The sequence below is a fragment of the Oscillibacter valericigenes genome (genome assembly GCF_016902445.1).
Lineage (GTDB): Bacteria > Bacillota > Clostridia > Oscillospirales > Oscillospiraceae > Oscillibacter > Oscillibacter avistercoris.
The window spans coordinates 1-22,284 of sequence record NZ_JACSNX010000019.1; the positions used below are offsets into that span (position 1 = coordinate 1).

Annotated in this window: 24 protein-coding genes; 6 read left to right on the forward strand and 18 right to left on the reverse strand. The window is 65.3% G+C overall.

Annotation, left to right across the window (positions count from 1 at the left end):
* Positions 1-252 precede the first annotated feature (252 nt).
* Positions 253-453 carry a helix-turn-helix domain-containing protein gene (locus H9X91_RS10800; RefSeq protein WP_204804988.1) on the reverse strand — a complete coding sequence of 67 codons (201 nt, stop codon included), beginning with the start codon at positions 451-453 and terminating at the stop codon, positions 253-255.
* A gap of 99 nt (positions 454-552) precedes the next feature.
* Here H9X91_RS10800 and H9X91_RS10805 point away from each other — a divergent pair, with 99 nt between their 5' ends.
* Positions 553-798 (forward strand): hypothetical protein, encoded by a 246-nt coding sequence (locus tag H9X91_RS10805; RefSeq protein WP_204804990.1) that lies wholly within the window; start codon positions 553-555, stop codon positions 796-798.
* Here H9X91_RS10805 and miaB read toward each other — a convergent pair.
* From miaB to H9X91_RS10825, 4 genes are all read right to left on the reverse strand, one after another.
* The gene (gene miaB, locus H9X91_RS10810) at positions 795-2,207 is read right to left on the reverse strand and encodes a tRNA (N6-isopentenyl adenosine(37)-C2)-methylthiotransferase MiaB (protein ID WP_204804992.1); all 1,413 of its coding nucleotides are present in this window, start codon (positions 2,205-2,207) and stop codon (positions 795-797) included. The genes H9X91_RS10805 and miaB overlap by 4 nt on opposite strands.
* Positions 2,208-2,360: 153 nt before the next feature.
* On the reverse strand, positions 2,361-2,582 hold the full coding sequence (locus H9X91_RS10815) for a hypothetical protein (RefSeq protein WP_204804994.1): 222 nt from the start codon (positions 2,580-2,582) through the stop codon (positions 2,361-2,363).
* 249 nt (positions 2,583-2,831) lie between these two features.
* Entirely contained in the window at positions 2,832-3,536 is a 705-nt protein-coding gene (locus tag H9X91_RS10820) for an HAD family hydrolase (RefSeq protein WP_204804996.1), read from the reverse strand.
* Between the two features lie 12 nt (positions 3,537-3,548).
* A complete protein-coding gene (locus tag H9X91_RS10825; RefSeq protein WP_204804998.1) occupies positions 3,549-3,752 on the reverse strand; it encodes a helix-turn-helix domain-containing protein in 204 nt (67 codons plus the stop codon).
* Between the two features lie 92 nt (positions 3,753-3,844).
* On the opposite strand from H9X91_RS10825, the gene H9X91_RS10830 reads away from it, so the two are divergent.
* Positions 3,845-4,096: a hypothetical protein gene (locus tag H9X91_RS10830; RefSeq protein ID WP_204805000.1), complete on the forward strand. Its 252-nt coding sequence runs from the start codon at positions 3,845-3,847 to the stop codon at positions 4,094-4,096.
* A gap of 20 nt (positions 4,097-4,116) precedes the next feature.
* Here H9X91_RS10830 and H9X91_RS10835 read toward each other — a convergent pair whose 3' ends face one another.
* The 13 genes from H9X91_RS10835 to rpsO all read right to left on the reverse strand — a co-directional run bounded on the left by H9X91_RS10835 (position 4,117) and on the right by rpsO (position 18,112).
* Positions 4,117-5,034, reverse strand: coding sequence for an RluA family pseudouridine synthase (locus H9X91_RS10835; RefSeq protein ID WP_204805002.1), 918 nt, complete (start codon positions 5,032-5,034; stop codon positions 4,117-4,119).
* Complete coding sequence (gene lspA / locus H9X91_RS10840; RefSeq protein WP_204805004.1) at positions 5,003-5,509, reverse strand: signal peptidase II; 507 nt, start codon at positions 5,507-5,509, stop codon at positions 5,003-5,005. The genes H9X91_RS10835 and lspA overlap by 32 nt, the downstream gene beginning before the upstream one ends.
* 10 nt (positions 5,510-5,519) lie before the next feature.
* Positions 5,520-6,581 carry an acyltransferase gene (locus H9X91_RS10845; protein ID WP_204805006.1) on the reverse strand — a complete coding sequence of 354 codons (1,062 nt, stop codon included), beginning with the start codon at positions 6,579-6,581 and terminating at the stop codon, positions 5,520-5,522.
* Between the two features lie 79 nt (positions 6,582-6,660).
* On the reverse strand, positions 6,661-7,317 hold the full coding sequence (locus H9X91_RS10850) for a TVP38/TMEM64 family protein (RefSeq protein ID WP_204805008.1): 657 nt from the start codon (positions 7,315-7,317) through the stop codon (positions 6,661-6,663).
* A gap of 127 nt (positions 7,318-7,444) precedes the next feature.
* Positions 7,445-9,352 carry a VanW family protein gene (locus H9X91_RS10855; RefSeq protein WP_204805010.1) on the reverse strand — a complete coding sequence of 636 codons (1,908 nt, stop codon included), beginning with the start codon at positions 9,350-9,352 and terminating at the stop codon, positions 7,445-7,447.
* Between the two features lie 128 nt (positions 9,353-9,480).
* Complete coding sequence (locus tag H9X91_RS10860) at positions 9,481-10,281, reverse strand: ParB/RepB/Spo0J family partition protein (protein WP_204805012.1); 801 nt, start codon at positions 10,279-10,281, stop codon at positions 9,481-9,483.
* A 348-nt stretch (positions 10,282-10,629) separates the two neighbouring features.
* Complete coding sequence (prmA, locus tag H9X91_RS10865; protein ID WP_204805014.1) at positions 10,630-11,604, reverse strand: 50S ribosomal protein L11 methyltransferase; 975 nt, start codon at positions 11,602-11,604, stop codon at positions 10,630-10,632.
* 88 nt (positions 11,605-11,692) lie between these two features.
* Complete coding sequence (locus H9X91_RS10870) at positions 11,693-12,565, reverse strand: DegV family protein (RefSeq protein WP_204805016.1); 873 nt, start codon at positions 12,563-12,565, stop codon at positions 11,693-11,695.
* A gap of 2 nt (positions 12,566-12,567) precedes the next feature.
* A complete protein-coding gene (locus H9X91_RS10875; RefSeq protein WP_204805018.1) occupies positions 12,568-13,143 on the reverse strand; it encodes a DUF1836 domain-containing protein in 576 nt (191 codons plus the stop codon).
* Between the two features lie 116 nt (positions 13,144-13,259).
* Entirely contained in the window at positions 13,260-14,642 is a 1,383-nt protein-coding gene (mnmE, locus tag H9X91_RS10880) for a tRNA uridine-5-carboxymethylaminomethyl(34) synthesis GTPase MnmE (RefSeq protein WP_204805020.1), read from the reverse strand.
* A gap of 51 nt (positions 14,643-14,693) precedes the next feature.
* Complete coding sequence (locus tag H9X91_RS10885) at positions 14,694-15,380, reverse strand: MBL fold metallo-hydrolase (protein ID WP_204805021.1); 687 nt, start codon at positions 15,378-15,380, stop codon at positions 14,694-14,696.
* 141 nt (positions 15,381-15,521) lie between these two features.
* Entirely contained in the window at positions 15,522-17,672 is a 2,151-nt protein-coding gene (locus H9X91_RS10890) for a polyribonucleotide nucleotidyltransferase (protein ID WP_204805022.1), read from the reverse strand.
* A gap of 173 nt (positions 17,673-17,845) precedes the next feature.
* Positions 17,846-18,112 (reverse strand): 30S ribosomal protein S15, encoded by a 267-nt coding sequence (gene rpsO / locus H9X91_RS10895; protein WP_021750449.1) that lies wholly within the window; start codon positions 18,110-18,112, stop codon positions 17,846-17,848.
* A gap of 298 nt (positions 18,113-18,410) precedes the next feature.
* On the opposite strand from rpsO, the gene H9X91_RS10900 reads away from it, so the two are divergent.
* From H9X91_RS10900 to H9X91_RS10915, 4 genes are read left to right on the forward strand one after another with little or no spacing between them, the layout of a single operon-like run.
* Positions 18,411-18,773 carry a GntR family transcriptional regulator gene (locus H9X91_RS10900; protein WP_204805023.1) on the forward strand — a complete coding sequence of 121 codons (363 nt, stop codon included), beginning with the start codon at positions 18,411-18,413 and terminating at the stop codon, positions 18,771-18,773.
* A complete protein-coding gene (locus H9X91_RS10905) occupies positions 18,770-19,666 on the forward strand; it encodes an ABC transporter ATP-binding protein (protein WP_204805024.1) in 897 nt (298 codons plus the stop codon). Before H9X91_RS10900 ends, H9X91_RS10905 begins: the two co-directional genes overlap by 4 nt.
* Positions 19,641-21,611 carry an ABC transporter permease gene (locus tag H9X91_RS10910; RefSeq protein WP_204805025.1) on the forward strand — a complete coding sequence of 657 codons (1,971 nt, stop codon included), beginning with the start codon at positions 19,641-19,643 and terminating at the stop codon, positions 21,609-21,611. The genes H9X91_RS10905 and H9X91_RS10910 overlap by 26 nt, the downstream gene beginning before the upstream one ends.
* Positions 21,608-22,261: a peptidoglycan recognition protein family protein gene (locus H9X91_RS10915; RefSeq protein WP_204805027.1), complete on the forward strand. Its 654-nt coding sequence runs from the start codon at positions 21,608-21,610 to the stop codon at positions 22,259-22,261. The genes H9X91_RS10910 and H9X91_RS10915 overlap by 4 nt, the downstream gene beginning before the upstream one ends.
* Positions 22,262-22,284: the final 23 nt, after the last annotated feature.

Consider the following 22,284-nt stretch of genomic DNA (forward strand, 5'->3'; position numbering starts at 1 on the left):
GCACGGAGGGCCACTGCACCGGAGTGCGCCCAAGCGCCCTTTTCTTTTGGACCGTGCACGGCCCGTTTTCTTTTCGGGCAAGACCGAAAAGAAAATGGGGGGTGCATCCCCGCTGGACAAGCCCCCTGCGGGAGCAGACACCCCCGCGGCCGCCGTCCGGCGGCCCACATCTCCCCGGGCGGCAGATTGCCGCCCCTACGGTCCCCGCATGGGTCCGGCGGAAATCCGGCGGGCGGACACACAGGTCCGCCCCTACCGCTCCCGGCAGACCAGCTCATCCAGCGACAGGTCGTAGAAGTCCGCCAAGGCAATCAGCGTGGACAAAGCTGGCTCCCGCGAACCACGTTCGTAATTCCGATATCCGCGTTCCGTGATGCCAATGGCAACTGCTACATCTGTCTGCTTGAGGCCCCGTTTTTCGCGTAAGTATAATAAATGTTCGGAGAAGGTCATACTTGCCCCTTCCTATTGACAGGAACATTTATTCCTGTTATACTTCATTTTAGATAGGAACAATCGTTCCTGTCAATCAACATTTTAGGAGTGAAATCTATGTCCGATTACATCGACATCCTGCTCTCCGCTCTGGAAGAGGAGATGTATTCCCACCTGGGCAAGGATTACTTCCTGGCCTCCCAGCGGGAGGACCAGGCCGCCGACGCCCTGCGGGCCACGCTGTCCGCCGACCAGAACGACCTGTTCGACGCCTACGAATCCGCCCGGAACGACACTGCCGGCGCCTATCAGGACGCCTACGCCCGCCGGGCCTTCCTCCTGGCCAGGGCCGTCTACCGTTAGACCGCCTCGCCGTACAGCGCCCAGGTGTTGCTGCCGGTGACGGTCACGTCGATGAACTGCCCGATCAGGGCCTTGTCTCCCTTCAGCCGCACCAGGCGGTTGCCCTCCGTCCGGGAGGTGAGGGGGAATTCCGGATCGTCGCTCTCGCCGTCCACCAGCACCCGGACCGTTTTGCCCACGTAGGCGGCGTGGAGCTTGGCGGACATGTGGTTCTGGACCTCCAGCAGCTTGTCGAACCACGTCTGCTTCTCCGCCCGGGTGGCCGGGTCCGGCATCTCCGCCGCCTTGGTGCCGGGCCGGGGGGAGTAGATAAAGGTGAACAGGGCGTCGAACCCCACCTCCTCCACCAGGGACACCGTGTCCATGGCCTCCGCCTCCGTCTCGCCGGGGAAGCCGATGATGACGTCGGAGGTCAATACCAGCCCCGGCATGACGCTCTTGGCGTAGTTCACCAGGTCCAGATACTGCTGCCGGGTGTACCGGCGGTTCATCTCTTTGAGGACCCGGTCGTTGCCGGACTGGAAGGGCAGGTGCAGCTGCTTGGCCACATGGGGGCTGGCGGCCATCACGTCAAAGAGCCGCTTGGTGGCATCCTTGGGGTGGCTGGACATGAACCGGATCAGGTACTCCCCGGGGATCTTGTCGATGTCCGCCAGCAGGTCCGGGAAGTGGTAGTCCAGGTCCAGGTCGTTGCCGTAGGAGTTCACGTTCTGGCCCAGCAGGGTGATGTCCTTGTACCCCGCCTCCACCAGCTGCCGGACCTCCTCCAGCACGCACTGGGGGTCCCGGCTCCGCTCCCGGCCCCGGACGTAGGGCACGATGCAGTAGGAGCAGAAGTTGTTGCACCCGTACATGATGGAGACCCAGGCCTTCACGCCCTTCTCCCGCACCACGGGGATGCCCTCGGCGATGGTGCCGTGCTCGTCCTGGACGGAGAAGACCCGCTTGTGGGTCTCATACACCTGCCAGAGAAGCTCCGGGAACTTCCACAGGGCCTGGGGTCCGAACACCAGGTCCACGTGGGGATAGGACTTGCGGATCCGCTCCGACACCCGGGGCTCCTGGGCCATGCAGCCGCACAGGGCGATGACCTGCTCCGGGTTCTCCTTTTTCGTGTGGGTCAGGGCGCCCAGGTTGCCGAACACCCGGTCCTCCGCGTGCTCCCGGATGGCGCAGGTGTTCAGGATCACCAGGTCCGCCTCTTTCGGGTCCTGGGTGAAGGTGAAGCCGCAGTCCGCCAGCATGCCCATCAGCTTCTGGCCGTCCGCCACGTTCTGCTGGCAGCCGAAGGTGTCCACGCAGGCCACGGGGTGGGCCTCCCGGGATGCGAACATGGCGCGGATCTTTTCCTCAAACTCCCGCTGGCGGTCCAGGTCCGCCTGGGGGATCAGTACGTTCTTTCGTTCCAAATCCGGTTCCTCCAAATGCAGATACTTTAACTAAAATATCATAGCACACCAGCCCCGAAAGCACAAGATAAAACCCGGCCGCCCGGGCTTTTTCCGGCCCGGAAAAGAAAAGAGCGGAGAGCGGCTTCCGCCGCTCTCCGCTCCTGTATGGGCTTACTCCATGCGGTCCACCAGGCGGGAAAACCGCTTGGGGTTCACATTGTCCTCAGCCACCACCCGGACGCGCTGGCCCACCAGGCTCAGAAGGCCCAGCAGGGACCGTGCGTCCAGCATCACCGTGTCAGTACTCAGCCACACCTCATAGGGAGCTTTACTGGCCAACAGGTTGATCTTCTCAGCCTGCTCCGGCGTTTTGATCTCAATCATTCTGTTCATCGTATTCCTCCTTTTCTGAGATGAAACGGTTTCTCTTGAGCGGCTCATATTGTAGCAGGGAACCGCCCTTTCCGTCAATAAGCGTTTTTCTCAGAAATATTGCAGGTAATCGTTTTCCTATTTGTATATTGTCACAACAGACCGCTCAATATTCCATATTTCTACAGTTTTCAAACGTCAGAGGTCATTCCTCCCGGGCGGCTGAGCCGAAAGCGAGCCCCGCCGGCACCGGCTGCGGCGGGGCTGGGTTCAAAGGTCCTGCAGGATCGCCGGCAGATCCGCCGGATGGGCGGCCACGGCATCCGCGTCCGCCAGATCCGCCGCCGGGGCGCCGCCCCAGGCGGCGGCCACGCAGACCACCTCGGCTGTCCGGCCCAGGGCCCGGAGGGCCGCCTGGGCATTGCGGCCGAAGGCGATGTCCCCGGCGTGGTCCCCGATGTAGGCGAAGCGCCCCTCCCGGAGCCCCAGATGGTCCAGGCAGGCCAGAAAGGCGGCGGGGTCCGGCTTCTGATGGGCGAAGTCCACGTCCGCGTGGCCCACCACGGCGGCGAAATGGGCCGCCGCTCCGTGGGCGGCCAGGGCGGAGAGAATGTTCTCCCGGTCATTCTGGGAGCAGATGCCCATGGGCGCCAGGGCCGCCAGCCGGGGCAGGACCTCCGTCAGCCCGTCGAACAGGGGCGGCAGGGTCCGGTCCGCCAGCTGGCAGGGGCCCCACAGGGCGCCGGCCTCGTCCAGCCGGTCCACCGGGACGTGCAGGGCGTGCCGGTACAGCTCCCGCCAGTTGCGCCAGCGGTAGTTGGCGGCCTGATAGGCGGCCAGGGAGGTCAGGGCCTCCGGCAGGGGGTCCAGCAGGGCCGGGTCCAGGCGGGCCAGGACGGCCCTGGTGACGGCCAGGTTCTTCACCGGCGTGTTGGCCAGGGTGCCGTCATAGTCCCAGAGAATGGCTGTGAACATGGAAACCTCCTTCTACCGCCTGTCCGTGCGGCCCATCAGATAATCGACACTGACGCCGTAAAGGTCCGCCAACTTCATAAACATTTCAGCGGGAACATTGATTTTCCCCAGCTCATATTTGGAGTACGTTGTCTGCTTGATTCCAAGCTGTTCTGCCACATACTCCTGCGTCCAATCTTTGTCCTCCCGCAAATCACGAATCCGAGAAAATACCATTTTTTATCACCCATGTTCATCATACAATAGTCACGATAAGACTATTGACAAATAGTCGTATTGCGACTATTATTTCTTGTGAGGTGATGAAAATGGCCGTATACGAAAAGAGGGACGACGTGTACCGCGGCTCCTGCGGCCGCTTTACCCGGCATTACATCTGGTACGTGCCGCCCTGCTCCCCGGGCGCCGGACGCTTCATGCCCCTGGGGGTGGGTCACTGCGCCTATCCCCGGATCAAGGACCGGCGGGAAGGCCAGTCCTGCCCCCTGTGGGTCCCCCGCACGCCGGGCCAGGACCCGCCGGATGTCCGGCTGCCGGGCAAAAACGCGCCGGACCGCTGACTGCGGTCCGGCGCCTCCTGCTATCTCCGGTTCTCCAGCTTCCGCAGCTGGGCCTGGAACTCCTCCGGCAGGCCGCACCACAGCTCCACCGGCTCCCCGGTCCGGGGGTGAAGGAACCGCAGCCCCACGGCGTGGAGGCACTGGCCCTGAAGCCCGGGCACGGGCTTTTTGTTTCCGTAGACGGTATCCCCCAGGATGGGGTGGCCGATATAGGCCATGTGGACCCGGATCTGATGGGTGCGGCCCGTCTCCAGACGGCACTCCACATACGTATAGCCGGGAAACCGCTCCAGCACGGACCAGTGGGTCACCGCGCTGCGGCCGTTCGCCACCACCGCCATCTTCTTCCGGTCCACCGGGTGGCGGCCGATGGGGGCGTCCACCGTGCCGCTGTCCTCCCGGAGATTCCCCGCCACGATGCAGCGGTAGATACGGGCCAGGGTGTGGTCCTGGAGCTGGGATGCCAGACGCTGGTGGGCAAAGTCGTTTTTCGCCGCGATGATGAGGCCGGAGGTGTCCCGGTCGATCCGGTGGACGATGCCGGGCCGCAGCTCCCCGCCGATGCCGGAGAGGGAGTCCCCGCAGTGGTGGAGCAGGGCGTTCACCAGCGTGCCGTCCGGGTGGCCGGGGGCCGGGTGGACCACCAGCCCCTTGGGCTTGTTCACCACGATGACGTCATCGTCCTCGTACACCACGTCCAGCGGGATGTCCTGGGGCGCCACGTCCACCGGGGCCGGGTCCGGCAGGGTGACGGCGACGGTCTCTCCCCCGGTCAGGCGGTAGTTTTTCGCCAGGGGCTTTCCGGCAAGGGTGACCCGGCCCTCCTCGCACAGCCGGGCGGCGGCGGAGCGGGTCACGTCCGGCAGCTGCCCGGCCAGCCAGGCGTCCAGCCGGCTGCCGGCGTCCTCAGATCCCGCTTGCAGCGTCCGCGTCTCCATGGCCTCCGCCCTTCCTGTCATATTTCTCATAGAACCACAAGTAGTAAACGGCCCCCAGCAAAGCGCCGCACACCACGCAGATGTCCGCCACGTTGAACACCGGGTAAGAGGGCCAGAACTCCAGGTGGAACATGTCCACCACGTACCCCAGCCGCACCCGGTCGACAATGTTCCCCAGGCCGCCGGAGAGGATCAGGAATCCCGCCATGACCCCCACAGGATGCCGGACGATCCGCCGGATCAGGATCACAGCCACCGCCGCAATGATCACCCCGGTGATCGCCACCAGCAGCCACCGCATGCCGGCAAGGCTGGACCAGGCCGCCCCGTAGTTGTGGACGGTCCGCAGCTCCACCAGGCCGGGCAGCAGCGGCTGGGCTTCGCCCAGGGGGATGTGGACGGTGACATAGTGCTTCACCCACTGGTCCAGGCCCAGCAGGGCCAGTGCCAGTGCGGTGCAAAGGGCATACAGCATAATCTTCTCCTCAAATCAGATAGGTTTTTACCACCGGCACCCGCCGGAGGACCAGCCACACCAGAAAGCCGCCCCCGAAGGCCGCGGCCGCCAGCAGCGGCACCGCCCAGACGGGCGGCAGAAGTCCGGCGGCGAGGCCTCTGCCCGCCAGGAACTCCAGGAAGAACAGGTGGGTCAGGTAGATGCAGAAGGACGCCTTGGAAACCGTCTCCGCCAGGGGCCAGCGGTCCCGGTCCTGCCACCGGGAGACGCAGAAGCCGTACAGTCCCGCCGCCTGCAGGCAGACGCCGGGGGCGCTCCCCTGGAGGAACACCTGATACAGCTTCCCGGTCTTGACGGAGGCAATCAGCGTCAGGCCGAAGGTCAGCGCCGTGCCCGCTATGTACAGCCAGACGAAGGTCCAGGGCCTGTGGCGGGGCGCCTCCTGAGTCAGGACGTAGCCCAGCACGCCGTAGCCCACGGCGCCCCAGGTGAGATTGATGGGGTACTGTGCGGGGATCCCGCCGATGAGGGACAGGGGCGGGAAGAACTTCAGCGTGGGGAGCAGGCACCCCAGCACAAACCAGATCCCCAGGGCGTAGTTCAGCAGCCGCCGGTCCGCCGATGCCACGAACCGGCGGGTCAGGGGCAGCACCGCGTACACCAGCAGGATGATATGGAGGTAATAGAGATGGTTCTTGTGATGGAACAGCACCAGGTCCGCCGCCGCCCGCCGGATGGCCGTCAGTTCCAGCACGCCCGCAGCGCGCCAGCCCCGCAGCAGATCCATGCCTTTGTAGGCCGCCGCCCAGAAAAACAGGGCCGCCAGAATGCGGGGGATGTACTTCGTCCATACCCGCCGGATGGTGACCTCCTTCTCCGGCGGCAGCAGCAGCGCGCCGCTGCACAGGAAAAACACCGGCACGGCGCTCCGCAGCAGGCAGTTCCAGAACAGGGCGGACGTCCACCCAAAGGACCCCGGCGCCCCGGCAAAGCCCCCGGCGGCGGAGGTGTGGATCAGCAGCGTGCCGAAGATCGCCGCGGTCTTGGCGGCGTCCACCGGCACGCTGCGGCGCTGTGTCAGCGTCTGCATGGGACCATCTCCCTCATTGGACAGATCCGGTTTACCGACAACAGTGTACACGGTTTGGCAGAAAAAAGCAACCGCCCCTTCACCGCCGCCGGCGCCGCCGCAGAAGCCAGACGGCAGCGGAGAGGGCCGTCAGTCCCCCGCCAGCCGCCAGGGAGAGCCAGAACCGGGGGCTGCCCGGCTGCCACAGGGCGCTGCCCAGCACCGTGGCGCAGGCGATCCGGGGCAGTCCCCCCAGCAGCCCGGCGGAGAGATAGACGACGCAGGGCGTGCCGGAGGCCCCCAGGTACAGGCTCACCACATCTCCCGGCGACGCGCCCGCCAGCCGCAGCAGAAACACGGACAGCCATCGGTCCTCCGCCTGGGCCCGGCAGATGCCCGCCACCCGGGGATACCGCTCCGCCAGGGCCTCCAGTCCCCCCTGCTCCCGCCGGCCCAGAAAAAAGGGGATGGTCTGGGCCACGGCGGTGCCGCAGAGGTTCACGGCCAGCGCCAGGGGAAACGGGAACAGCAGTCCCCCCGCCGCCGTCAGGGCGGACATCGGAAAGCAGATTGAGAGGCTCTTGAGGGCATACAGCCCCACCAGGAACGACGCCGCCAGAAACGTCTGTCTGGGGGAAAGGGCGGCGATCGTCTCCGCCGTCAGGGCGTGGCGGACCGGCCACAGGGCCGCCGCACCCACCGCCAGGATCAGCAGCGGCAGAGCATACCGCCCCGTGTGTATGACACGCTTTTCCACGCCCATTCCCCCTGCTGCGACAAATTCAGACAGGGCTAGTATATGCGTCCGGTCCCAAAAAAAGCGGAGAGGCAGCCGGTATTCCGGCTGCCTCTTTCTGCAACTGGTGACGGGATCTGCCAGTCCCTTATACAAAGGGTTCGTCCTGGGGCAGAACATCCGCGGAAGTGCCGGTCTCTCCGGAGGCCCCGGTTCCGCCGGCCTGGTCTGCCGCCTGCTGGCCGCCCTGCTCCGGCGTCTGGATGGTCCAGCCGTCGTCCGGCGCCGCAGGCTCTGCGGGTTCCGCAGGGACATTGGGGTCCTGCGGCTCCGTGGGCTCTGTGGGGGTGGTGGGATCAGCGGGGTCCGTGGTGCCGTCCGGCAGCTGGGCATCACCGCCGGCGGTCTCCACCGCCGGGCCCCGCAGGATCACCTTGTTGCGGGACTTATAGTCGCTGGTGGCCTCATAGGTAGAGGAGATCAGCTTGCCGTCGGCGTCATAGACGTTGCGGTAGGTCCGGTACTTGTACCCGGTGTAGGGCGTGGTCTTCACCTGCTCCGTGCCCGGCGCCAGGGTGGGATCGTCCTCGTACACCGTCTCATAGGGGGTGGTGGACAGCCACTCGTTGGTCATCTTCACGCTGGTGCCGTCCACATTGGTCCCCAGGATCTGGACGGTCAGATAGTTGTTCTCATACCTGGTGACGATCTTGATGGGATACAGGGAGTTGTTGGTGAACTTGTAGTCCGGCCCGCCCCAGGACACCGTGGCGTCCATGCCGGCGGTGATGTAGGCGGGAACGTACCGGTGTGCGTACCGCTCCGTGATCTCCAGGTTGGACCGCAGGCAGGCCAGATACAGCGTGGAGGACGTCTGGCAGATGCCGCCGCCGATCTCGTCCACCGTCTCCCCCTGGACATAGGCGGGGGCCGCCTGGTAGCCCCGGGCGGCGGTCCGCTGGCCCACCACCTCATTGTAGGAGAACACGTCGCCGCTGTTCATCACGTACTCGTTGATGGAGGCGGCGGACAGCTTCACATTGGACCGGCGGGCGGAGGTGCCGCCAACATGGGTGCGGGCCTCCCCCAGCACGTCCCGGAACAGCACCTGCTCCAGCTCCTCCGCCGTGACGGCGGGCAGTTCCACCTGGGCGGGGACGGTGACGGTCTCGCCGGGCTCCGCCGCGTCCAGCAGCCGCTGGGCCTCGGCCACGTCGAAGTCGGCCCCGGCCTCCTCCGGCACGATGGTACCGGTCTCCTTGTCGTAGGAGGCGTTCTTCACCACGCCGGAGCAGTCGTCGTAGATCTCCTGGGCGGTGAGGGTCTTGGCGGGGAGGATCTGGGCGCTGTCCACCAGGATGCCGACCGCTTCGCCGTCACCGGTGCCATTCCATCTTGCTTGTACACTTTCTGTCAGGCCGGCGGCAGACACGGACAGCCCGTTCCGGGCTTTCGTAATTTGAATCGCGTTCTCCGTCACCTCATAGGAGGCATCCTGGGCCTCCCGGGAGAACTGTTCACTGAGCTCCTTCATCTTTGCCTGGAAAACAGCCTCCTCCGGCTCCTGCACAACGCTCAGGCGGCCGTCAGCTCCGATCAGACAGGCAAGATACTCTCCGCCCTTGGCCAAAAAGCTGCTGCGGCCCTGGGTGGTGTCAAAGGCGAACTGAGCACTGGTCTCATAGTCCAGGTCCTCCGTAACGCCCAGCTCCCGGTAGGTAGATTCAGCGGCAGGGGTCTCTTCGTACAGCGTGACCTCTTCAGGCGCGGATTCCCCGTCTCCGGTCTCATCGGTCCGCGGCAGATAAAATTCCACCGTCTCCGCCGGAACTTCCTGCCGCAGCCGCTCCGCCGCCTGCTCCGGCGTAAGCCCCGCCACGTCCACGCCGTTGATGGTGGTGTTGGGGTAGAAGGTATCCAGCGAATTGGCATAAGCACACAAAGCCACGTAGGCGGCAGCGAGTACCACCACAATGGCCCCTATGATGATCAGCGGCTTTCTGCCGCCGGTTTTCAGCCGCTTCGGCGCGGTGGCTTCGTTCGTATTCGGTTCCATGAAGCCCCTCCTGTTGTTCTGTCGGATCGCCCAGACAAGCCGTGCTTTCCTAGCATATGCGTTCAGGCTTTTATTTTAGCACGTTTTTTCTGGAAAAAGCATTACAATCCCGTAACAATCAGAAGGTCTCAGGCCTCTTTGCGCCGCTGCTTCGGGATGCGGATGGTCAGGACGATCTGGTCCTCCGTCTCGTCCCGCTCCGTTTTGGCGTCCACCCCCGCGTCCCGGATCAGCCGCAGGCCCCGGTCCAGGCTGTTCAAAAACAGCCGCACGTCCTTGATGATGTACGTCCGCCGCCCGGCGGGGGGCGCGGACTGCAGGGCCGCCAGCCGCCGTTCCACGTATTGCTCCGTCTGGGCCACGTTCCAGTGCTTTGCCGCCGCCTGGCGCAGGGCCGTCAGCCGCTCCCCCTCGTCCTCCAGCCGCAGCAGGCACCGGGCGTGGCGCTCCGTCAGGCCGTGCTCCACCAGCAGCGCCCGGCAGGCCGGGGACAGCCGCAGCAGCCGCAGCTTGTTGGCCAGCGCCGACGGAGACATCCCCAGCTGGGCCGCCACCGCCTCCTGAGTCATGCCCGTCTGGTGGAGGAAGGCGGCGATGGCCTCCGCCTCCTCTAAATAATGCAGGTCCTTCCGCTGCAGATTCTCCACCAGGGCCAGCAGGGCGGAGGCCCGGCCGTCCACCTCCGTCTCCAGGCAGGGGACCGTCTCCTGCCCCGCCAGCCGGGCGGCCCGCAGACGCCGCTCCCCCGCCACCAGCTCCCAGCCCTCCGCGGTCCGCCGCACCGTCAGGGGCTGGAGGATGCCGTGGCGGCGGATGGACTCCGCCAGCTCCCGGAGCGGCGCCTCCTCAAAGGTCCGCCGGGGCTGCATGGGGTTGGGGCGGATCTCCCCCGCCGGGAGCCACAGGACCTTCCGTTCCGGCCTGTCCATGGGACCACCTCCTTATCATTTCCTTCATTTTACAGGGCATGTCCCAAAAAGGCAGGGGGAATCTGTCGAGGCGGAAAAATCAGGCGGCCGTCCTGTGGGACGGCCGCCTCAGCTTGTCGAAAAAGTCTTTTCGACAAGCTGCTTGCGTTTTTCAGAACTTTTCAAAGTTCTGAAAAACAGTTGATTGAAAACGAAAGACACCCCTCCTGGGTTTCTTTCGTAGCTATCTTCCTTCCCGTCTCCCTGGATTTCCGGGTTGATCGACAGCCTGAAGCGGCCGTCCTGTGGGACGGCCGCCCGATCTGCTCAGCGCTCTGTTCGGTTGTTCCGGCGGAAGTGTCCGCGCTCTCAGCGGCAGAGATAGGAGAACCAGCCCTCGGCGCTGCGGGTCTCCACGATCTCCCAGCCGTTGACCCGCAGGCAATCCGCCACCTCCTCCGCCCGGTCGTCGATGATGCCGGAGCAGAGGAACCGGCCGCCCGGGGCCAGCATGGGCCGCACCAGCGGTGCCAGGCCCTTGATGACGTCCGCCACGATGTTGGCCACCACCATCTGCCAGCCGCCCCCCAGCCCGGTCCGCAGGGCCTCGTCCCCCAGCACATCACCGATGCGGACGGTGTAGGTATCCCTGCCGATGCCGTTGAGGGCGGCGTTCTCATAGGCCACGTCCAAACACTTGTCGTCGATGTCCACCGCCGTGGCGGCAGATGCCCCCAGCTTCAGCGCCGCGATAGAGAGGATGCCGCTGCCGCAGCCCAGGTCCAGCACCCGCTCGCCGCCATGAATGGTCTTCTCCAGCGCCGTCAGGCACAGCCGGGTGGTGGCGTGGCTGCCGGTGCCGAAGGTCAGGCCGGGATCCAGCACCAACGGCACCCGGCCCGCCCGGAGCCCCGCCTGGACCTTGGGATCCTCCCGCAGCCACTCCGGCACCACCAGCAGCCGGTCCCCGATCTCCATGGGCTTGTAGTACTGCTTCCAGTTGTTCTCCCAGTCGGCGTCCTCCAGGTCGTCCAGGGTCATCAGCAGCGTGCCGCAGTCCGCCCGGGCCTTCTTCAGCTCCTCCAGGGCGATGCGGACCTCCCCCAGCTTGGCGAAGCCCTCGTCCCCCGCCTCCAGGTAGAAGGTGATCCGGGACCGGCCCTGCATCTCCTGCCGCAGATCCTCGTCCACATAGTCCCAGTACTGATGGTTGTTCTCCAGAAAGTCCTCAAACTCCGTCTCGTCGTCGATCACCACGCCGTCGATCCCGTGGGCGGAGAGCATCGTCTCCACCGCCTCCAGTCCGGCGTGGTTCGTGTCGACATGTACTTCCAGCCATTTCACGGCCGTCACCTCATCTCTCCGCCGGGGCGGATAATTTTGATCTCCAGGGAAAAACGCCCCTTCAAAGGGGCGCTTTTCCCGTCCAAACTCACCGGTGGCTGCCCAGGAAGAACAGGGCCAGCGTGCCGGGGCCGGAGTGGTTGCCGATCACCGGCCCCACGTAGTTGATATAGATCTCCTTGACGCCGAAGCGGCGGCGCACCTCGTCCGCCACAAAGTCGGCGTCCGCCTCGCAGTCGCCGTGGCTGATGAATACGGTCTGCCCCGCCGGGTCGACGGCGCTCTCCGCCATCCGGTCCACCAGCGCCAGCAGAGACGCCTTCCGCCCCCGGGCTTTGCTCACCGGCACCAGATGGCCGGTGTCGTCCACATGCAGCACCGGCTTGATGGACAGCATGGTGCCGAACAGTGCCGCGGCGGCGCTGACCCGGCCGCCCCGCTTCAAATGGTTCAGATCATCCACGGTGAACCAGTGGCAGACCTTCCCCTTGGTCTCCTCCGCAAAGGCATGGACCTCGTCCACGGTCCGCCCCTTCCGCTTCTCCTGCACGCAGAGATACACCAGCAGTCCCTGTCCCAGCGAGGCACTGAGGCTGTCCACCACATAGATCTTCCGGTCCGGATATGCCTCCCGCAGGTCGTCGGCGGCGATCACCGCGGATTGGTAGGTGGTGGAGAGGGCAGAGGAGAAGGCCAGATACAGCACATCCCGGCCGCTGTCCAGGATCTTCCGCATGGCCTCGTCAAAGACGCCCACGCTGATGGCGGAGGTGGTGGCCAGGGCACCGGAGCGGAGCTTGGCATAGAAGTCCCGGAAGCCGATCTCCCGGCCGTCCAGATAGTTGTGGTACACCTGATCCCCCATGTTCAGGCTCAGGGGCAGCACCTCCAGCTCCAGATCCGCCGCCATCTGGGCGGTCATGTCGCAGCAGCTGTCTGTCAGGATCACAAAATCATCCATACTCAATCCCTCTCCTTTTCCTTTTTGCTCTTTCCGCGGGGCTGGGCGGCGGTCTCCGCCGCCTCCTGGGTCTCCTTCCGCTGCCGCAGCAGGGATACATACCGGCTGCTGGCCACGCCGGCGGCATAGCTCATCAGGGCAAAATGGATGGCGGCGTCCGCCAGCTCATCCTCTCCGGTGCGGTCCTCCATCTCTCCGGCCACGGCGTTGAGCGCCTTGTCCAGACTGGAGCAGAAGGCGGCGTATCCGTCCGGGATGGGCCGGTCTCCCCGGAGCTCCTCCCGGATCAGCAGGTCCATGTCCCGGGTGGACATCACCCGCTTCAAAACACAGATAGCGGTGAGATAGGCCAGGTGGTCCCGGCTGTACTTCTTCCCCTCCGCCCGGGGCACCAGACCGCTTTTGGTATAGTTGTTCACCATGGCGGCGGTGAGGCCGTCATCCTCGTCGAATCGGATCACCTGCCGGTCCATATAGCTGAGCACCTGGTCCATATACAGGGAGAAATCCGGCAGCTGATCCCAGGGCACAGGCCGCTGGCTCCGCAGGCGCTCCCGCAGCTCTGTCAGGTCATACACGCGGGCAACACTCCTTCCGCCGTTGGCACGGCTTTCATTCGGAGCCAGTATACCACAGGAATGTGATTTTGTAAATCGTATTTTAAAAAGTCCGGTATCGTTTCTTCTGTTTGCCGTTATTTCCCCACGCAGAAGCGGGAAAAAATGCGGGAGACGATCTCCTCCTTCGCCGTGCGGCCCGTCAGCTCTCCCAGAGCCTCCAGAGCCTCTTCCGCGTCGGTGAGGACCGCGTCGGGCGTCAGGCCCGCTTCCAGGCCCTCCAGGGCCCGGCGGACAGCCTCCAGGGCCCGGCGGGCGGCGTCCTCCTGGCGCCGGTCCGTCAGCAGGCTGCCCGCCTCCCCCGGATCCCCTGCGGGAAAGAGCTTCGCCACGGCTGCTTCCAGAAGCCGCAGGCCGCCGGGGGCCACGGAGCTGACGGCGAGATAGGCGTCCGGCTCCCGGATGCCCCGGGGCAGGGAGAGGACGCGGGCCTCACCGGGGGGCAGCAGGTCGCTCTTGCTGTCGGCCACGATGTAGTGGGGCGCCGTCTGCGCCAGCTCCAGGATCTCCCGGTCCTCTGCCGTGATGTCCCCCGTACCGTCGATCAGCACGATCACCAGCTCCGCGGAGGCCACGGCCTGCCGGGACCGCTCCACCCCCAGTTTTTCCACCACGTCCTCCGTGTCCCGGATGCCGGCGGTGTCGATGAGCCGCAGCAGCACGCCGCCGCAGAGGACGGATTCCTCCACCGTGTCCCGGGTGGTGCCGGGGACGTCGGTGACGATGGCCCGGTCATACCCCGCCAGGGCGTTGAGCAGCGAGGATTTCCCCGCATTGGGCCGGCCCACGATGGCCGTGCGGACGCCGGATTTCAGCACCTGTCCCCGGCGGCAGGTGTCCAACAGATGGTCCAGCCGTCCGGCGGCGTCCCGGAGGGCGGCGGCGATCTCCTCCGGCCGGACATCCTCGATGTCCTCGTCCGGGTAGTCCACCACGGCGTAGAACCGGGAGGTGACCTCCAGCAGCTCCTCCTGGACCGGCTCCAGCACCCGGCGCAGGCCGCCGTCCAGCTGGGCGGCGGCGTTTCGGGCCGCGGCGGCGGTCTCCGCGTCGATGAGGTCCACCACCGCCTCCGCCTGGGTCAGGTCCATCCGGCCGTTCAAAAACGCCCGCTTGGTGAACTCCCCGGCCTGGGCCTGCCGGGCCCCGGCGGCGAACAGGGCGGACAGCAGCTCCCGCAGCACCACCGGGGAGCCGTGGCAGTGGAACTCGGCGCAGTCCTCCCCGGTATAGCTGCCCGGGCCCGGGAGCCGCACCGCCAGCCCCCGGTCGATGACCCGCCCGTCCCGGTCCAGCATCTCGCCGAAGACCATCTTCCGGGGGTCCTGGCCGGCGAAGGGACGGCCGTTGGCCGCTCGGAACACCCGCTCGCACAGGGCGAAGCACCCCTCGCCGGACACCCGGACGATGCCGATGGCAGTGGCTGCACTGCCGGTGGCAATGGCGGCGATCACGTCCATAATGGTCAGCTCCTTTTAAAAAAATGAGAACGCCGCGGCCGGCCCCTCCCCTCACCGGCGGAGGATCCCGCCGTGATAGCAGAGCCAGCAGTCCGCGTCCAGTGCCAGCAGCTTCTGGAGAGACGCCTCCGCCTGGGGAAGGTCCAGGGCGAACTGGGGATTCGCCACCGCCGGCGTCCCGGCCTCCAGGACTGCCGCGTCTCCGGTCACCACCGCCCGCAGCCCGGGCAGGTACAGGGAGCAGTGGCCCGGGGTGTGTCCCGGCGTGGCGATCACCCGGCAGCCGCCGCACCAGGGCAGCAGGTCGCCGTCAGCCACCGTCTGGTGGACCGGGGCGGGCTCCACCGCTTTCAGCCGCCGGCAGAAGGCCTCGCCCCAGGCCCGTGCCTCCGGGGACAGGGTGGGCTGCAGCGCCTCGGCCTGGCACAGCCGCAGGGACTTCCGCGCCCCGGTGAGATAGGGCGCCTCCCCCTCCCCCGCCACCACCCGGATCTGGGGATACCGGGCGCACAGCCGGGCCAGGCCTCCCATGTGGTCGTCGTCGTGATGGGTGATAAAGACCTCCGTCAGCTCCGCCGGCGAGAGGCCCAGCCCCGCCATGGCGTCCTCGATCAGCGGCAGGGAGTCCGGATAGCCGCAGTCCACCAGCACCAGGTGCGCCCCATCTGCCAGCAGCGCCGGGCAGAGGACCTCCCCGGTCCCCGGGACCGTCAGGGGCAGCGGGATCAGCATGGCCATCGGGTGCCCTCCTCTCTTCTGCAATACAAATCTGCAATACAAAACCGGGCGGGCAAGCTGCCCGCCCGGTCGCATTCGGTTCGTTTCGCGGTACGGATGTCACGTACCCTTTGCGGGCAAAGGAAGAACGCAGTCCCCTCTTTACTTCACCCGCTCGCCGGCGGCCTCTTTCGCCCGGATCTCCTTCACGGCATCCTTGTGGGAGAGGTTCACGCGGCCCTTCTCGTCGATGTCGGTGACCTTCACCCACATCATGTCGCCCACCTTGCAGGCGTCCTCCACCTTCTCGATGCGGTGGTCGGCCAGCTTGGAGATGTGGACCAGGCCGTCCTTGCCGGGCGCCAGCTCCACAAAGGCGCCGAAGGTCATCAGCCGCACCACGCGGCCGTAGTACAGCTTGCCGATCTCGGGGACGAACACGATGTCGTCGATGCACTTCTTGGCGGCGTCGCAGCTGGCGGCGTCCACGCCGGCGATGAAGATGGAGCCGTCGTCGTTGATGTCGATCTTGGCGCCGGTGTCGGCCACGATCTTCTGGATGACCTTGCCGCCGGAGCCGATGACCTCCCGGATCTTGGAGGGATCGATGTGCATGGTCAGCATCTTGGGGGCGTACTTGCTGACTTCCTTCCGGGGCTCAGCGATGGCGGGCAGCATGATCTGGTCCAGGATCTCGCACCGGGCGTCATAGGTGATGTCCAGGGCCTCCTTGATGATCTCCATGGTGAGGCCGTCGTTCTTCAGGTCCATCTGGATGGCGGTGATGCCCTTCTTGGTGCCGCCCACCTTGAAGTCCATCTCGCCGTGGAAGTCCTCCACGCCCTGGATGTCGATGAAGGTGGTGAAGGAGCCGTCATCGTCCTGGATCAGGCCGCAGGAGATGCCGGCCACAGGGGCCTTGATGGGCACGCCGGCGTCCATCAGAGCCAGGGTGGAGCCGCAGATGGAGCCCTGGGAGGTGGAGCCGTTGGAGCTCAGCACCTCAGACACCACACGGATGGCATAGGGGAACTCCTCCACAGAGGGGAGCACGGGCACCAGGGCCCGCTCCGCCAGGGCGCCGTGGCCGATCTCCCGGCGGCCGGGGGAACGGGCGGGCTTGGCCTCGCCCACGGAGTAGCCGGGGAAGTTGTAGTGGTGCATATACCGCTTCTCCGTCTCCTCCCAGATGGTGTCCAGCTTCTGGTTGGCGGAGAGGGTGTCCAGGGTGCAGACGGAGAGCACCTGGGTCTGGCCGCGGGTGAAGAGGCCGGAGCCGTGGGTCCGGGGCAGCACGCCCACCTCGGCAGCCAGGGGACGGATCTCGTTCTTCTGGCGGCCGTCCACGCGATGGCCCTCCAGCAGCCAAGCCTTGACGATCTTCTTCTGGAATTTGTAGGTGAACTCCTCCAGGTACTGGTCCATATCCGGATATTCCTCCAGATACTTCTCATGCCACTTCTCGATCATGGCGTTCCAGCGGGCCTCCCGGACGTTCTTGTCGTCGGTGTCCATGGCGGCCTTGGCCTCGTCCATGAACTCCGCCACGATCTTGTCGAACAGCTCCTGGTTGAAGTCGGCGTGGGGATAGTCGAACTTGGGCTTGCCCACCTCGGCCACCATCTGGTCAATGAGGGCGATGATCTTCTGGTTCTCCTCATGGGCCATCTGGATGGCCTCGAACATCTTGTCGTTGGGGACCTCGTTGGCGCCGGCCTCGATCATGACCACCTTCTTGCGGGTGGAGACCACGGTGACGTCCAGGTCGCTGACCTTCCGCTCCTCGCTGGTGGGGTTGAACACCAGCCTGCCGTCCACCAGGCCCACCTTCAGGGCACCCACGGGGCCGTTCCAGGGGATGTCGGAGATGGCCAGGGCGGCGGAGGTGCCGATCAGGGCGGCGATCTCCGGCGTGCAGTCGTGGTCCACGCTCATGACCGTGCACATGACGGACACGTCGTTGCGGAAGTCGGAGGGGAACAGGGGACGGATGGGCCGGTCGATGACGCGGCTGGTGAGGATGCCCTTCTCGCCGGGGCGGCCCTCCCGCCGGTTGAAGGAGCCGGGGATGCGGCCCACGGAGTACAGCTTCTCCTCAAAGTCCACGCTCAGGGGGAAGAAGTCGATGCCGTCCCGGGGACGGGGGGCCGCGGTGACGCAGCAGAGCACCCGGGTGTCGCCGTAGCCCACCATGACGGCGGCGTTGGCCAGCTCGGCCAGCTTGCCCACCTCCATGGTCAGGGGGCGGCCCGCCAGCTCCATCTCGTACTTGTGGTAGTTGGGGAATTGTCTCTTGGTGATGATGGTTGACATGTCTGGTCTCCTTTTTCGTATGATCTCCGCGGGAGCCAAACCATTTAGCACTTGAAGCAACGGCCGGAGACCCGGTCCCTCCTTCAACTGCTAAAAGATCGGCCTGCCCGCGGGCGTTGAAAGAATGCGGGAAGAGGGTGGTGCGGCAAAGGCGCACCACCCTCCACATGAACTTACTTCCGGATGCCCAGCTTGGCGATGAGGGCACGATAGCGCTCGATGTCCTTCTTCTGGAGATAGTCCAGCAGACGGCGGCGCTTGCCGACCATCTGGAGCAGGCCGCGGTTGGAGTGCTTGTCCTGGGGATTGTTCCGCATGTGCTCGGTCAGCACGTTGATCCGCTCGGTGAGGATGGCCACCTGGACCTCGGGAGAGCCGGTGTCCCCCTCGTGGGTGCGGTTGGCGTCAATGATCGCAGTCTTCTGTTCTTTGCGCAGCATGGTAAATTTCCACCTTTCTTCATATATACCCGCAGGACTGCGCCCCGGGATCGGTGAAAGTCCACGGAGCGAAGGGCTGGGGCCGCACATTGCGTGCTGTAGCATGATACCACAGAAATCCCGGATTGTAAAGATAAAAATGCAGATTTTCCCCGAAAGTTCCGAAAAAGATCCCACTTTTTGTCCCGCAAGGCGGACTTGACAAATCCTGCCCTCCCGTGATATGCTAACCGTACTAATACGGTTAATACAGTTGCAGAGGCCGCGCCGCGCCCTCTGCGGAAGGGAAGGTGAGCGGATGATCAGCCTGAACTACCGGGACTCCCGGCCCATTTATGAGCAGATCCGGGATGGACTGCGGAAGCTGATCGTCACCGGCGCGCTGGGCGCTGATGAAAAACTGCCCTCAGTGCGGGCACTGGCCGCCCAGCTGGCCATCAATCCCAACACCATCCAGCGGGCTTATAATGAGCTGGAGGGGGAGGGATACATCTATTCCGTTCCCGGAAAGGGAAGCTTCGCCGCCGCGAATGCGGCGGCGGACTCCGCCCGCCGGGCGGAGCTGATGACCCAGGTGCGGGAGCTCCTCTCCGAGCTGCGGTATCTGGGTGTGAGCCAGCAGGAGCTGCTGGCTCTGGTGAAGGAGGTGACTGCATCATGATCGAAGTGAACGGCCTGGTAAAGCGATTCGACGGATTCACCGCCCTGGACGGCGCCACACTGTCGGTGCCGGCAGGCAGTGTCTATGGCCTGGTGGGCCCCAACGGCGCCGGAAAATCCACTCTGATCCGCCACCTGACGGGCATCTTCCGCCAGGATGCGGGCACCGTCCGCATCGGCGGCGAAAACATCTGGGAAAACGCCGCCCTGAAAGCCCGGATCGCCGCCATCCCCGATGACTGGTACTATTTTCTCCAGTCCTCCATCCGGGATATGATGCGCTTTTACCGGGGATTTTATCCCGATTTTTCCATGGAGCGGTATGAAAAGCTGAAGGAGGTCTTTCAGCTGGACGAAAAGCGGCCCATCCGCCGCCTCAGCAAGGGCATGCAGAAGCAGGCAGCCTTCTGGCTGGCCCTGTGCTGCATGCCGGACTACCTGATCCTGGACGAGCCGGTGGACGGCCTGGACCCGGTGATGCGGCGCCAGGTGTGGTCCCTGGTGCTGGCGGACGTGGCCCAGCGGGGCACCACGGTGCTGGTGAGCTCCCACAACCTGCGGGAGCTGGAGGACGTCTGTGACCACGTGGGCATCATGGACCACGGCAAAGTGCTGCTGGAGCGGTCCCTGGCCCAGCTGCAGGACAACATGGTGAAGCTGCAGGTGGTGTTCCCCGACGGGGTGACGGAGGTGCCGGCGGACCTGCCGGTGCTCCACGCCAGCCGGATCGGCCGCATCCACACCCTCATCATGCGGATGAACGCCCAGGAGGCGGAGGACCTGCTGGCGGCATACAGTCCCCTGCTGGTGGACGCGGTACCCCTGACCCTGGAGGAGATCTTTATTTACGAACTGGGAGGTGCGGACTATGCAGTCAAAGACATCGTGCTTTAACGGGACGCTGTTCCGCAAGAACCTGACCCGGTTCTGGCCCCTGTGGGGGCTGGCCGCCTTCATCGGCGCCCTGTTCCCCCTGTCGGTGCTGCTGGACATGGCCCACCGGGGCTGGCACACTTACACCGCTCCAGAGTTCACCCAGATGTACTACGAGGTGGTCAGCGCCGTCCCCGTCATCAGCCTGGTGTATGCCGCCCTCTGTGCCATGGCGGTGTGGAGCTACCTCTACAACGCCCGCAGCGTAGGGCTGATGCACACCCTGCCCATCCGGCGGGAGGGTCTGTTCCTCACCAACTTCCTCTCCGGCTTTGCCATGACCCTGATCCCCTATGCCGTCACCGGGTTGCTGTGCGTCATCGTCTCCCTGTGCGGCGGGGCCTTTGACGCCAGGGGGCTGGCCGTCACCGTGCTGGCGGTGCTGGGCGAGAGCTTCTTCTACTTCTCCAGCGCCACCTTCGTCTGCTTCATCACTGGCAACGCCTTCGCCATGCCGGCGCTGTACGCCCTGCTCCACTTCCTGGCAGTGCTGCTGGACTGGCTGATTTCCTCCTTTGCCCAGGGGTTTATCTTCGGCTTTTCCACCAATTACACCGGCGCGGTGGAGTGGCTCTCTCCCACGGTGTATCTGGCCCACAACATCCAGCCTCTGGGGACTTACGAAGAGGTCACCCAGGCCTATGCCAGCGGAACATATACCGAGCACGTCCTGACCTCTGTGGAGCTGGAAAACTTCTGGCTGGTGGGCGTCTACGCCCTGGCGGGCCTGGCGCTGGCCGCCCTGGCTCTGGTCCTCTACCGCTCCCGCCGCAGCGAGACCGCCGGCGACGTGGTGGCCGTGGGCTGGCTGCGGCCCGTGTTCCGGTACGGCGTGGCAGGGCTCTGCGCCCTGCTGGGGGGCCAGCTGCTCTACTCCCTGTTCTGGTACGGCTTCCAGACCGGAAGCTACTATGACACCCTCCCCATGGTGGTCTGCCTGCTGGTGGCGGGGACCATCGGGTACTACGGCGCCTCCATGCTGCTGGCCAAGTCCCTGAAGGTGTTTCGGGGCAGCTGGAAGGGCCTCTTGGCTGTGCTGGCGGGCTGCGTCCTGGTGTGCTGTGTGCTGCACTTTGACCTGCTGGGTGTGGCGGACCGGGTGCCGGAGGCCAGCCAGATCCGGTCCGTGGACATTCGGGTGTCCGACAATTCCTACACCTTTACGCCGGAGCAGGATGCCGACCTGGTGGAGCAGGTCCGTGCCCTGCACCAGGCGGTGGCTGCCGAGGAGGCCTATATCCGGGAGACGGAGGCTGCGGGATACACCTCCTCCATGGATGAGAGCCCCGACAACAGCCACACCGGCCTGTCCATCACCTATACCCTGAAGAGCGGCGCCAAAGTGGACCGCTGGTACTTCCTGCCCATCACCCGGGACCGGATGGCCCAGCCGGGGACCTATGACCACCTGCTGGACCAGTTCGTCAACAGCGAGGCCATGAAGGCGCGGCGCCTGCATCTGGACGACGGCTTCTGGACCGTTGCCGGCGGCAGCCTGTTCCTCTCGATCCGGGATCAATACTATGACCTGGGCAGCCGGGAGGCCTCCGCCATCCTGGAGGCCGTGGGCCGTGACATGGAGGCCGGAAACTGGGGCACCTATGACTGGTTCGCCTCGGACAACGGCGGCGATTACGCCCTGGAGCTGAGCCTGAATTTCGACGGTCCCGACGGTGAGGGCCATGACTATATCACCGTCGTCGTCTGCCCTGCCATGACGGAGACCGCCCAGTGCCTGAAGCGGCTGGGGCTGGCATCGGACGAGGATCTGGTGACCTACCGGGAGCTGTATCCGCAGGACTATCCCCAGGACGATGAGGATACCGCGTACTACGGCGCCCAGTCCGGCAACGGCACCGCCGAGGTCTACGGCGCCTCCGGCGGTGTGGCGGTGTCTCCCCTATGAGCAGAGCAAGGGCCCGGAGAAGGCGTCTGAACCTTCGCTTCGCGGCGCTGTGCCTGATGGCCGTTTTTCTTCTGGCAGGTGCCGTCATCTGGCTCGCAGCCGGCCGGGGCCTGCCGGCCGAGGGCGTGGAGGTGCCGGACTATGTCCGGCAGGACTTTCTCACGGTGAATCCCTGGTCCCGGCCCGGCACGCCCCTGGAAAAGGTCGACGGCGTGGTGATCCACTACGTGGGCAATCCCAGCACCACGGCCCAGGCCAACCGGAATTACTTCGAGTCCCTGTCCTCCGGCGAGACGGAGACCTACGCCTCCAGCCACTTCGTCGTGGGGCTGGAGGGAGAGGTCATCCAGTGCATCCCCCTGACGGAGATCGCCTATGCCTCCAACATCCGCAACGACGACACCGTGGCCATCGAGGTGTGCCACCCGGATGAGACCGGGGAGTTCTCCCCGGTCACCTACCAGCGGGTGGTGGAGCTGACGGCCTGGCTGTGCCGGACCTTCGGCCTGGACCCGGAGACGGATGTGATCCGCCACTATGATGTGACGGAAAAGCTGTGCCCGCTGTATTATGTGGAGCACCCGGAGGCCTGGGACGCCTTCCGGGCGGACGTGGCGGCAGAAATGGACCGCCAGACGGCTGTCTCCTGACACGCGCTGAAAATTTTTCAAGA